The sequence below is a fragment of the Pseudomonas brassicacearum genome (assembly GCF_000585995.1).
In the GTDB taxonomy this organism is placed as follows: Bacteria; Pseudomonadota; Gammaproteobacteria; order Pseudomonadales; family Pseudomonadaceae; genus Aquipseudomonas; species Aquipseudomonas brassicacearum_A.
Genome location: NZ_CP007410.1, coordinates 5,876,052 through 5,888,174, shown reverse-complemented (window position 1 = coordinate 5,888,174; position 12,123 = coordinate 5,876,052). Strand labels below are relative to the sequence as shown.

The 12,123-nt window shown below is 62.0% G+C and carries 8 protein-coding genes and 1 pseudogene; 3 read left to right on the top strand and 6 right to left on the bottom strand.

Features of this window, described 5'->3' with window-relative positions; all coding sequences use genetic code 11:
- Positions 1–273: 273 nt before the first annotated feature.
- The 6 genes and pseudogenes from CD58_RS25260 to CD58_RS25235 form a co-directional block, all read right to left on the bottom strand.
- Positions 274–1,205 (bottom strand): annotated as a pseudogene (locus tag CD58_RS25260) (phosphatidate cytidylyltransferase).
- 1 nt (position 1,206) lies between these two features.
- On the bottom strand, positions 1,207–1,827 hold the full coding sequence (locus CD58_RS25255; RefSeq protein ID WP_025215699.1) for a lysophospholipid acyltransferase family protein: 621 nt from the start codon (positions 1,825–1,827) through the stop codon (positions 1,207–1,209).
- A gap of 9 nt (positions 1,828–1,836) precedes the next feature.
- The gene (locus CD58_RS25250; protein ID WP_025215698.1) at positions 1,837–2,292 is read right to left on the bottom strand and encodes a hypothetical protein; all 456 of its coding nucleotides are present in this window, start codon (positions 2,290–2,292) and stop codon (positions 1,837–1,839) included.
- The gene (locus tag CD58_RS25245; protein WP_025215697.1) at positions 2,282–3,625 is read right to left on the bottom strand and encodes a phosphatase PAP2/dual specificity phosphatase family protein; all 1,344 of its coding nucleotides are present in this window, start codon (positions 3,623–3,625) and stop codon (positions 2,282–2,284) included. Before CD58_RS25245 ends, CD58_RS25250 begins: the two co-directional genes overlap by 11 nt.
- A complete protein-coding gene (locus tag CD58_RS25240) occupies positions 3,625–5,382 on the bottom strand; it encodes a bifunctional alpha/beta hydrolase/class I SAM-dependent methyltransferase (RefSeq protein WP_025215696.1) in 1,758 nt (585 codons plus the stop codon). The genes CD58_RS25245 and CD58_RS25240 overlap by 1 nt, the downstream gene beginning before the upstream one ends.
- Positions 5,383–5,392: 10 nt before the next feature.
- On the bottom strand, positions 5,393–6,016 hold the full coding sequence (locus tag CD58_RS25235; RefSeq protein ID WP_025215695.1) for a CDP-alcohol phosphatidyltransferase family protein: 624 nt from the start codon (positions 6,014–6,016) through the stop codon (positions 5,393–5,395).
- Between the two features lie 278 nt (positions 6,017–6,294).
- Between CD58_RS25235 and CD58_RS25230 the strand changes: the two genes are divergently transcribed.
- The 3 genes from CD58_RS25230 (at position 6,295) to CD58_RS25220 (ending at position 11,979) form a co-directional block, all read left to right on the top strand.
- Positions 6,295–6,753 (top strand): GNAT family N-acetyltransferase, encoded by a 459-nt coding sequence (locus CD58_RS25230; protein ID WP_025215694.1) that lies wholly within the window; start codon positions 6,295–6,297, stop codon positions 6,751–6,753.
- A 136-nt stretch (positions 6,754–6,889) separates the two neighbouring features.
- Positions 6,890–11,677 (top strand): RHS repeat protein, encoded by a 4,788-nt coding sequence (locus CD58_RS25225; protein WP_025215693.1) that lies wholly within the window; start codon positions 6,890–6,892, stop codon positions 11,675–11,677.
- Entirely contained in the window at positions 11,674–11,979 is a 306-nt protein-coding gene (locus CD58_RS25220; protein ID WP_025215692.1) for a contact-dependent growth inhibition system immunity protein, read from the top strand. The genes CD58_RS25225 and CD58_RS25220 overlap by 4 nt, the downstream gene beginning before the upstream one ends.
- Positions 11,980–12,123 lie beyond the last annotated feature (144 nt).

Below are 12,123 nucleotides of genomic sequence, written 5' to 3'. Positions count from 1 at the left end.
CCGCTGGGCTGCGCAGCAGCCCCTCCAAGCTGAATGCCGTTCTGACTGACACACCGCAGCGGCTGGTTTAGGGGCCGCTGCGCGCCCCAGCGGGAGCAAGCTCCCTCGCCACGGGTTATGTGTCCAGCTGAAGTGCCAAGCTCAAGCGACGAACTTCTGTGGGAGCGAGCTTGCTCGCGATAGCGGTGGATCAGCCGACATCGATGTTGACTGACCTGACGCTATCGCGAGCAAGCTCGCTCCCACAGGTTTAGATGTTCGCCGCAGGCTTTTTCAGGTCCACCAGTACCGCACCAGATGGAAGAAGATCGGCGCGGCGAAGCACACCGAGTCCAACCGATCGAGCATGCCACCATGGCCCTCGATCATGTGGCCCCAGTCCTTGACGCCGCGGTCGCGCTTGATCGCCGACATGACGATGCCGCCGGCAAACCCCAGCAGGTTGATCAGCAAGGCGATGAGGAATGACTGCCAGGGATTGAACGGCGTGATCCACCACAGCGCGCCACCGATCAGCGAGGCCAGGAAAATACCGCCGGCAAACCCTTCCACGGTTTTCGAGGGCGACAGGTTCGGCGCGATCTTGTGTTTGCCGAACAGCTTGCCGCACACGTACTGCAGCACATCCGAGAGCTGCACCACGATCACCAGGTACGCGATCAGCAACAGGTTGCGCCCTTCGAAACCGGCGATGTCCAGCGTCAGCAGCGCCGGGACGAAGGAGATGCAGAACACCGCGATCATCAAGCCCCACTGGACCTTGGAAGCGCGCTCCAAAAAGTGCGTGCTGTCGCCCCCAAGGACGCCAGGATCGGCAGCAGCAGGAACACGTACACCGGGATAAAGATCGAAAACAGCCCGTACCAGTCGTAGTAGATCAGCAGGTATTGCAGCGGCAGCGCCAGGTAGAACGCGGCCACCAACGCGGGGTAGTCGCTGCGTCGGGTTGGCGTCAGGGTGAGGAATTCCCGCAGGGCGTAGAACGACACCGCGTAGAACAACAGGATGACCGCGGCATTGCCGAGCCAGAACGCCACGCCGATCACCAGCACCATGATCCACCAGGCGTTGATCCGCGCATTGAGGTTTTCAATGACCGAATTCGGCGCGCCTTTAGTCCGCAGCTTGAGAATGAAACCGATCAGCGAAGCGAGCACCAGGATGGCGCCAATCCCGCCAAACAACATCAGGGTATATCGATCCATGTCAGACGTGCTCCGGGGCCAGTGCCAGCAGCGCGGCGCGGCTGCGTTCTAGAAAATCCGCTTTGCTTTCATCCTCTTCGATGCACAGCGGCGCACCGAAACTGGTGGTGCACAACAGCGGCAAAGGCAACACGCGGCCCTTGGGCATGACGCGGTTGAGGTTGGCGATCCACACCGGGATCACCTCGACCTCGGGATGAGCCTTCATCAAGTGGTAGATCCCGCTCTTGAAGGGCAACAGGCCTTCGTCCGGATTGCGCGTACCCTCGGGGAAGATGATCAGCGAGTCGCCGTTCTCCAGCGCTTCGAGCATCGGCTGCAATGGGCTGTAGGAAGGATCCTTGCGCTCGCGGTCCACCAACACACCGTTGAACACGCGGTTGATGATGTAGCGGCGCACTGGGCTGGTTTGCCAGTAATCGGCGCCTGCGACCGGGCGGGTGAGCTTGCGCAGCGCCGGTGGCAGCGAAGCCCAGAGCAACACGAAGTCTCCGTGGCTGCTGTGGTTGGCGAAGTAGATCCGCTGCACCGGTTGCGGCGCGCAGCCGAGCCACAGGCTGCGAGCGCCGGTGACCATGCGGGCGGCGGAGGTGATGAGGTTGGCGACCACGGGTTCGAACATGAGGATTCCTTATCCTGAAAAGGCTAGCCAGGGACTGGCCAGGATGAAGCCCAGCGTCAAGACAACTTGTGCCGCCAGCAATCGCGACTGCCGACGTAGCAGCAACAACGCGCCGTGCCGGCGTTCGGTCCACAGACGCCCTGCACGTGCGGCCGGTTGCAGGCCCAGGGAGGTGAGGGCCTGATCCAAGGTGTAGGTGCGCTCGGCCAGCGATTGCGTACTGTCAGCCATGCGCTGGAACAGATCGGCATCGAACGCCACGCGCAACGCCCAGTATTTTTCCAGCACGCCGAGGACGATCAGTGTGGCACTCAACAGCAGCAACCACGGATCGATAACGCCCACCAGCCACTGCCCGAACCCCAGCAGCACCGCCAGCAGCGTCAGCCCGGTGGAAAGCTGATCCAGCGAGTGACCCCGACGCAACAGACTCGCCACGGTGTGCAGTTCCATATCACTGATCATGGACAATTCCCCGGGTTGTGGATAACTGTTCCAGCGCCCAACGGTGCGCCGCATGCAAGACAATGCGCGGCCGGGCGCGCTGGATTTGCACGATCGCCGCATCAACGTTCGCCGCCCGGCCGCTGTGCAGCAGCCAGGCCACCACCGCCGTGGCGCTACGCGAATAACCCAAGGCGCAGCAGACCAGCACCGGCCCGTGCTGGCGCAGGCTTTCAATGGCTTCTGCCGCTTTCAGGCATTGTTCGGCGGTCGGCGCCGTCAGGTCGAGCACCGGCAATGAGCGATAGGCGATGCCCGAGCTGTCCATGGACAGTTCCGCGCAGAGGTCGAGCACTCCGGTAAACGCACTGTCCTTCAATTCCATCGGCGTGGGGATTCGCCCCAGCCAGACGTTATCCGCCACCTGATCCGGCTGCGGATGCTTGCGCGTCCACCCGCGAGAATTGATCCACGCCGCCGCCAGATAAGGCGCCAGCAACCAGCGCGCTGCCGGACTCAAGCGACCGTCGGCACGCTTCTGGAAACCGTCGGCACCGAACACCAGGTAATTCAGCGCCACCTTGAGCACCGCGACCGCCGGCCAGATCAGCCAGAGCCACGCGCCGCCCAGAGCAAACGCCGGAATGAACAGCGCCGCCGCGCCCAGGCCATAACGCAAGGCCAAGCGTCGGCGAGCAGGATCCGCCGCCAGACGCGCACTCAGCAGTGGACTGGGTCGATCCAGCGGCCACAACCAAACACACAGCCAACCGGCCAAGGCACCGGTAGGCAGGTCAACGAAATGGTGCTGGTAAGTGGTCAACACCGACACACCGATCAGCGCGAACCAACCGTGCATCACCCAACGCCAGATTCCCCGCAGGTGTCGCTGATAACAAACCCAAAGCACCACCAGCAACGCAATGTGCAGCGACGGCGCCTGATTGAACGGCTTGTCGAAACCGGCCAGCACCTCGAACAACCAACCGAATACCCCATCCATTTCTGGCCGGGGGAAGGTGAAGCGCAACGGCCAGAGGAGAAAGCAACTGACCGCGATCACCTGGGCCGTGAGCAGGCGCAAGGCATGGCGCTTGAGTTCTTCGCGGCTGGTGGGCAGCAACAGGGACAGGCCGTACAGCAGATCAATCGACCAATACGGCACGATGGTCCAGGCCATGAACGGCATATGACGCTCCCAGTCGAACACCAGCGTGCCGACGTCGTCACGCTGCGCCGTCACCCAGGTGGCGTAGCCATAGGTGCTGAAGAACAGCGGCGCCAACAACAGCAGCCACAGCACCGCCGGTTTCAGCAGGGCAGGCTCGCGGGCCGGGGCGATGACGGCGCTCATTACTGCACTCGCTGAGCCAGCGAAACGCTGAAGATGCCCCATTCATCGACCCGCAAGGTGATCTTACGGAAGCCCGCCGCTTCAACCAATTGGTCCATTTCCGCCTGGGTGCGCCGACGCATCACCCAAGCCTGTCCGGCGCGGTGGCTGGTGAGGGCGCGGGCGATCAGTTCCAGCTGCGGGTGCCACGGTTGGCCGGTGTAGACCAGGAAACCGCCAGGCTCCACCGCTTCGGCCAGGCCCGCGAGGGAACCGCCGACCATCTGGTTATCGGCAAACAACTCATACAAACCGGAGACCACGGCGAGCGTCGGCTTTGGCTCCAGTGCCGCCAGGTCCTGGCGGTCGAAGGCATCACCTTTGACGAACTGGGCAATGTCACCCAACCCTTTTTCGAGGATTAGCGCACTGCCATCGCGCACGTTGATGTCGCTGTAGTCGCGAAGCAGGATCGACTCCGGCAACGGACTGACGCCTTGCAGCGCTTCGAGAATGTAGCGGCCATGGCCGGCGGCGATGTCGACGATGCGCACCTCGCGGTTCTCTTCGCGCAACTTGCCCATGGCCAGGCGCAGCAGTTCTTCGACGTTCAACTTGCGCTGGCGAATGCCGCGCCAGCCGATGGAGTTCAGGTAATTCTGGTCAATCATCTTGCCCAGCGCCGAGGTGCCGGTGGGGCGATTGCGGTAGACGTAATCCAGCGTGCTACCGGAGTCGAAACCGGTGTCGAAGCCCAGCTTCACCCCGGCCGACAGCTTGCTGCCAAAGCGCATGCTGGCACGGGTCATGCGCCAGTACAGGTCACGCAACGAGTTGTGCGGCAGCGGCGTGGCCAGGGTTTCGGCTTCGGCGCAGGTCGCGCCCAGGCGATCGGCGTCCAGCAGGGAAGGGCGGTCCAGCGGCCGCTCGAAGTTCTGCAGGATGAAGCGGCGGGCACTGGCAATGGCCGGCGCACGGTTCTTCTCGCCGAGGGTGTCGTGGAAGAACCCCGGCAGAATGTGCTTCTCCTTATGCAAACTGCCCAGGCGTTCGAAGAACTGCTCCTGGGGTTTGCGGTGCACGACAAAGTCGGAACCGGAGATCAACAGCTGGGTTGGCACCTGGATCGCCTGGGCATCGGCGACCACGCGGTCGGCGGCTTCGTACAGGCCCAGCAGCACGTTCACCGAAATCGCCTTGGTGATCAGCGGATCGCTGTCATAGGACGCCACCCGCTCCGGGTCATGGCTGAGGAACTTCGCCTTGACGTAGCTGTTGACGAAAAAATTGCCGCGAAACTTGCGCATCAACGCCAGGCCCGGACGGGCGAAGGGCACGTAGAGCTTGACCTTGAACGCCGGCGAGGCCAGCACCAGCGAGCGAATGCGCGGCGCGTAGTCATGGACCCAAGTCGACGCGATCACCGCGCCGACGCTTTGCGCCACTACCGCGATGTTCGCCTCGTCGATCTGGTGCGTGGCGCCGATGTGATCGCAGAAGGTCTGCACATCCCGCGCACTGGTGGCAAAACTCGGGCTGTCGCCACGGGCGCCGGGGGACTGGCCGTGGCCGCGTGCATCCCAGGCAAAGAAGTCGAAGCCGGGCAGGTTCAGCTCATCCACCAGGTGCGCAATGCGCCCGGAGTGTTCATGCCCACGGTGAAACAACAATATGGCCTGGCGGGGTTCACCCGCCGGGGCATCGACAGCCGGCCAGTGTTGGTAGAACAGTTCCACGCCATCATGGGTGGTGAATGTCTGGTGTTGGGCTTCGCGCATTGCAACTTCCTTATGCTGAGGGGGTGTTTTCCGTCACTTGGTCCAGGCCATGACGGACACGATTGACCAAGGTATAAACCAGCAGGGCGGCAACCACCGCCATCACACCATCGACCCAGAGCGCCCCGAGCCAACCCAGGGCAATACCGGTCGCCAACACGCCAAACACAAAGGCCCGATCACTTTTCCCCATCGGCCCGTCATACCGCCGCGAAGCTCCCACCATCGCCCCCAGCACGCCGGCGTATTCGCTGAACAACGCCAACAGCGTGACCAACAACACGAGCAACAGACTGGCATCGGGAATCAGGGCAAAAGGCAGGATCAAGGCCGCGTCGGCGATGATATCGCATAGCTCATTCAGATAGGCGCCCAGATGCGATTGCTGGCCGAACTCCCGGGCGAGCATGCCGTCCACGGCGTTCAGCGCCATGCGCAGGAACATCCAGATCGGCACCAGCACGAACACCCAGGGGTGACCGGCAAACCAGGCGATCACCGCCCCCACCAACACCGAAATGACGCCGGCCAACAGGGTGACCTGGTTGGCGGTGACACCCTTGTCGTAGAGCCGTTGGACCGTGGGACGCAGCAGGTTTTGGAAGGCGGGTTTGAGTTGGTAAATGGAAGGCATTGGGATGAGATCTCGGCCGGTTTCGGGGCAGGGCGTATGCAGATGCGAGATTACGATAGGTTGAGGGGTTGCTGGCGGGTATTTCTTTAGAATGAGCGCGGGTAGGCATCTGAAACGGGATTTAGCGGTGGAAACCACCTGTGAGCGGGCTCAATTCAGGGTCAAATGAAGAACATCCTGTGGGAGCGAGCTTGCTCGCGATAGCGGCACATCAGAATATGCCAGTAGTCTCCTAACCCCACCTCCCTTCAGGACCGCATACATAAGGAGTGTTTCAAATGCTGCGAGTGGATTGGCTCGATAGCCACATGGATAAATGCGACCAGATGGCCGAGTGGCTCCATCGGGAGTTCAGTTATGAATTTGCCCAGCAATCCTTGGCCAGTTGGCAGCAGGAGTTTGCTGCCGGGCAGCGTGACGGTCGCTGGAAATGCCTGATCGCAATGGAGCACGACCAGTTGCTCGGTGGCGCTTCACTTGCCAGTCACGATCTGGATGAGCGGCCTGAGCTGGGCCCGTGGCTGGCGTGCGTACTCGTCGCCCCAAGTGCCCGACGCAGAGGGCTGGCAGCGCAGTTGATCGAAGGCATCTGCAGCCATGCGCGAGAGGCTGGAATTACCACCTTATTCCTGCACACCCACAGCCAGCGTGATTATTACGCCAAGCTGGGTTGGGACGTGCTGGAGCGCTTTGAGGCTTGGGGGAAAGAGCAATGGCTGATGGCGCGGTGTTTATAGCCGCCGCCGGGGTGTGCACGCCTTAACGTTTAAATTTAGCGAATCGTCCTACATCCTCTGTCCCCTTCCCCTGACTTAATTCCCCTGTCATCCCCGGCAAAGTCTCGCGTTCGTCCCCGCATCGCGAGATTCCTGCATGTTTGCCCCCGACAAACTCCTGGCCCTGAACAACACTATTGGCTTGCTGGTAGTGGCGGCCATGGACCCCGAGCGGCCGGATGTCGAAGCGGTACTGGCGGACTTTCGCACCTGCCTGAACGACTACGACGCCTGGGCTGAAAACTTCTGGGCCGGCTGGGCGCTGGACCTTGAACAGGTATTCAAGGTCGGCAACGAGGTGTCGCTGGCGGCGCCGAAGAATCTCGATCAACCCATCAGTGCCACGGTGGCCGCGTGTCCGGCGGGTGGTCCGCTGACGTTGGTGCACATGTTCCAGGCGGCGCGCTTTGTGCCGATTGGCGACACCCCGGTGATGCTGGAGCCCGTCATCGGAGGCGAGCCCGGGAACGAAACGTTTGGCGAGCCGGTGCACCACGTCATTGGCCCCAGCGGCGTCCTGGAAATCCCCGAATGCTGGCGTGGCGGGCGCTACCGCATCACTTTTTTTCCCAGTGTGACGGCCGATCACGTCAAGGCGCTGTATGCGTCTTACCAAGGGGTGATGGATGAACTTGAGGGGTGGCTGAAGGCCGAGTGGGACGAGTTTCAACCCCTGTGGGCGGAGTTTTCCGACGCCGGGTTTCGCGACCGTTATGACCTGTTGCAGCAGGCCGATTGGCGCGGTTTTGAAAACGCCCTGCAGCAGCTATGGGATGACGTTAAACAGGTTTTCGAGCTGCTGGCCGACCTGCAAGCCAGCAGCGAAAAGCTCCTGGAATACCTGACCCAGGTTGAACTCGAGCAGTTACTGAACGCTTCATCCGCGGCCATCGCCAAAGGGTTGATGGTGTTGAGTGACGAGCCGTTGCTCTTCGTTCACATGGTGGCATTCGTCAGTTGGCTGCGGATGTTGCCGCCTCAGTACATGGCCGAAGTCGTGGGCGAAATGCGCGCTTCGGTGCTGATCAATTTCCTGTTGATGCGCTTGACCGGCGCCCTGGGCATGGGCGTGCGGATGAGCGGCAAGGTACTTGGCCAGCTCCGCTCAGAGCGGGCTCGAGAGTGGTTGCAGGCATCAAGCCTGAGGCTGGCCCAACGCTCCACCGATCGGCTCAACCAGCATGCCGATGTGCTGAAACCGCTGGTGGTCAGCGCCCAGCGTGCGCCGTTGAAGCCGACGCCTGTCGGACCTCTGCACATCACCCCCGAGCATTCTGCCCCGTTGGCGGTCAGCAATCCGGCCGCCGTGGCGCGGGAAAAATCCCAGGGTTCAACCCGGTTAAGCAAACACGAACCCCACGACGACGCTCCGGCGCAATCGAAAAACCCCAACGGCGACAGCGCCGACACCGCGGCCCAGACCCAAACCAGCGGCTGCCCGGTGTCGATGGTCACCGGCGAGGAACTGCTGACCCTGGACGATGGCACCCTCGATGGGCGCCTGCCATTCGTCTTCACCCGCCTGTACCGCACCAGTGCGGTGGACCTGGACGTCGGCCTCGGGCGCGGCTGGAGCCATGCCCTGGCGCAGCGCTTGTTGCTCGAAGGCGAGCAGGTCATCTGGATCGACCAGGAAAACCGCCGCACGACCTTTCCGTTGCCCAACGCCCAGCGCCCGGCGATCCACAACAGCCTGGCCCGTGCGGCCATTTACCTGGGCGCCGAGCCGGACGAACTGATCATCGCCCAGCCCGGCGAAAACGCAGCTTTCCTACACTTTCGCGACGGTCATCTGACCGCCCTCAGCGACCGCTATAACAACCGCCTGACCCTGCAGCGCAATATCCATGGCGACATCTGTCGCCTGGACAACGGCGCCGGGCGCGCCCTGCGCTTGCGCTACGAGCAGCGCCACCTGGTCGCCATCGACTACCAGAGCTTCCACCCGGCCCTGACCCTGGACGACGCCTGGCGCACCGAGCAGACGCTGGTTTCCTACCGCTATGACGCACGTTTCCGACTGATCGAAGCGACCAACGCCGCCGGGGAAAGCGAACGCTACGACTACGACGACCAGCACGTCATCCTCCAGCGGCAATTGGCCGGCGGGGCGAGTTTTTTCTGGGAGTGGCAAGGCGTCGGGCGGGCGGCGCGCTGCGTCAGGCATTGGGCCTCGTTTGCGCAGATGGACAGCCATTACCGCTGGGATGAAGACGGCAGCGTCACGGTCCAGCACCTCGATGGCAGCCAGGAGGTGTATGTCCACGACGACCGGGCGCGGCTGGTGCGCCAGGTCGAGCCCGATGGCGGCGAGCACCTCAAGGCCTATGACGCACAGGGCCGGCTGATCGCCGAGCAGGACCCGCTGGGCGCCGTCACCGAATACCGCTACGACGAAGCCGGCCGGCTGGTGGCGCTGATTCCACCCCTGGATGAGCCCACGTCCTACGAATACCGCAACGGTTTCCTACATACCCGCTGTCGCGGCAAAGCCGTGTGGACCTATCGGCGTAACGCCCAAGGTGACGTGACCGAGCGCATCGATCCGGATGGTCAGCGTACGGAATATGCCTACGACGACCAGGGGCAACTGCTGTCGGTGGATTACCCGGACGGCAGCGCACATCGGTTTACCTGGGATCGCCTGGGCCAGTTGACGGAAGAAACCCTGCCCGACGGCGGCCGCCGGTGTTTTTCCTACGACGCCCTGGGGCGTCTGCTGACCCGCCAGGACGAACATGGCGCCCTCACGCACTACCAATGGGACGCCGTCGGCCGCCTGCTCCAGACCATCTTGCCGAGCGGGGCGACCCGGGCCTGGACTTACAACGCCTACGGCAAGGTCACCAGCGAGCGCGACGAGCAGGGCCGCGTCACCCGCTACGAATACGCCGACGACCTGCACCTGGTCCGCCGCCGCCTCAACCCCGACGGCACCGAGCTGAAGTATCGCTACGACTCGGCGCGGCTGTTGCTGACCGAGATCGAAAACGAATCCGGCGAAAAATATCAGCTGGACTACACACCCAATGGATTAATCCGACAGCAGATCGGCTTCGACGGCCAACGCACCGCCTACGCCTACGACCTCAACGGCCACTTGCTGGAGAAAACCGAATACGGCGACGACGGCAGCCAGCTTGTCACCGCTTACCAACGCGACGCGACCGGGCGGTTGCAGGTCAAGACCCTGCCCGACGGCCAGGCGATCGAGTACCGCTACGACCGGCTCGGTCGGCTGGTCCACGTCAATGACGGCAGCGATCATCCGCTGGCCTTCGAGTACGACGCCCAGGACCGGCTGATCACCGAGCACCAAGGCTGGGGCACCCTGCGCTATGGCTACGACGCCTGCGGCCGGCTCAAGCACCTGCGCCTGCCGGACCACAGCACGCTCGACTACCACCACGCCCGGGGCGGTGTGCTGAGCGCGATTGACCTGAACGGCACACGCCTCACCGAGCATCAGTTTGACGGCGCTCGCGAACGACAGCGGCAACAGGGCCTGCTGCGCAGCCACTACGACTACGACGAACAGGGCCGCCTCAAGGCCCAGACGGTGTGGCAGCACCAGCAGCAACTGTTCTGGCGCGACTATGCCTACAGCGCCAAGGGCAACCTTGAGGCCCTTTCCGACAACCGCAACCGCCGCAGCTACCAGTACGACCCGCTGGATCGCCTGGTGCGCATCGACTCTTCCCACAGCGAACCACCGGAACACTTCGCCCACGACCCGGCCGGCAACCTGCTGATGCTGGACCGCCCCGGCCCGACCACCGTCAAGGGCAACCGCCTGCTGATGCAGGGCGACCGCCACTACGACTACGACGCCTTCGGCAACCTGATCCGCGAACGCCGCGGCAAGGCCCACAGCCTCGTCAGCGAATACCGCTACGACAGCCAACACCGCCTGATCGGCGTGACCCAGCCGGACGGTCGCGAAGCGTCCTACCGCTACGACGCCTTCGGCCGACGCATCAGCAAGACCGTGGACGGCCTGACCACGAAATTTTTCTGGCAAGGCGACCAACTCGTCGCCGAAAGCAGCCCGCGTCACCACCGCAGCTACCTCTACGAACCAGGCACCTTCCGCCCGCTGGCAATGCTCGACGGCAAAGGCCTCAACGCCTGCCCGTTCTACTACCACCTCGACCACCTGGGCACGCCGCAGGAACTGACCAACTACGGCGGCCAGATCGTCTGGTCGGCACGCTACAGCGGCTATGGCAAAACCACTGAACTGGTCCACGGCGGCGGCGAGCAACTTGAACAACCGCTGCGCTTCCAGGGCCAATACTTCGACCCGGAAAGCGGCCTGCACTACAACCGCCACCGCTACTACAATCCCGGCACCGGCCGCTATTTGACGCCCGACCCGAGCAAGCTGGCGGGTGGGCTCAATGGGTATCGCTATACGGTGAACCCGACGGGGTGGGTGGATCCGTTGGGGTTGGCATGCAAGTGCCCTGGTGATATCGAGGCTGATGGGCCGTTCAGTGAGATTGTCCCGGGGGGAGGGTTGGCTGCGCATGAGGCTCGCGGTGGGCATTTGATTGAAAAACATATTGGTAGAACAGATGCACAGCTAGCCCAGAGGCTAGAGGCGGAGCCACATATCCCAGCGGCCTCCACGTTCCCAGATCGGCCTACTGCTGAGTTGTCGGCAGCAAGGGCATTGGCGGCGAATGAAAAGAGAATTGAAAAATTCTTAGCTAGTAAGAAAGATAAGACGACTATTACACATACTTTTACCCGTCCCGTGGGGACTAGCTTGCTAAATGGTCGTACCGACTATCTGCCGGCATCAAAAATTTTATTAGTCTTGAAAAAAGACGAACGAAGACCCTTGGGGTACTTTTTGCTAACAGGATTCCCGGAAGTATGAGTACAGAATTTCCTGAATTACATGATTTTTTTGGGGCTTATTTTCATCAGGATTGGCCTGATGAACATGGAGCGGCTGAGGAAGTCCTCGACGCCTTCCTGGCAGAGTCTGATGTTGATGATTTGAGGGCTATTCAACAAGAGCTCAACGACCTAATTGAACGAAGGAAAGATGAGTCGGAATTGAGGGCGTATTTATTGAGGGAGCTGAGTTGTTATTACAGTTACTGGATAGCATGGGAGACGGGCGAGGAATGGTTACGTCATATTGCTCGCAGGCTAAGTTCTAGGGTTGACAGTTGAAACTGAGGCCTTCGATCTCTTGTTCATAAAAATTGAAGTTCCAATGTGGGAGCGAGCTTGCTCGCGATAGCGGAGTGTCAGCCACATCAATGGCAACTGACCCACCGCCATCGCGAGCAAGCTCGCTCCCACAGGTTTATCGGT

Bases quoted from the DNA above. Each gene is read 5' to 3' on its own strand.
- CD58_RS25245 (WP_025215697.1), bottom strand. From the start codon at position 3,625: ATGAGCGCCGTCATCGCCCCGGCCCGCGAGCCTGCCCTGCTGAAACCG.
- CD58_RS25255 (WP_025215699.1), bottom strand. From the start codon at position 1,827: ATGTTCGAACCCGTGGTCGCCAACCTCATCACCTCCGCCGCCCGCATG.
- CD58_RS25220 (WP_025215692.1), top strand. From the start codon at position 11,674: ATGAGTACAGAATTTCCTGAATTACATGATTTTTTTGGGGCTTATTTT.
- CD58_RS25230 (WP_025215694.1), top strand. From the start codon at position 6,295: ATGCTGCGAGTGGATTGGCTCGATAGCCACATGGATAAATGCGACCAG.
- CD58_RS25240 (WP_025215696.1), bottom strand. From the start codon at position 5,382: ATGCGCGAAGCCCAACACCAGACATTCACCACCCATGATGGCGTGGAA.
- CD58_RS25225 (WP_025215693.1), top strand. From the start codon at position 6,890: ATGTTTGCCCCCGACAAACTCCTGGCCCTGAACAACACTATTGGCTTG.
- CD58_RS25235 (WP_025215695.1), bottom strand. From the start codon at position 6,016: ATGCCTTCCATTTACCAACTCAAACCCGCCTTCCAAAACCTGCTGCGT.
- CD58_RS25250 (WP_025215698.1), bottom strand. From the start codon at position 2,292: ATGATCAGTGATATGGAACTGCACACCGTGGCGAGTCTGTTGCGTCGG.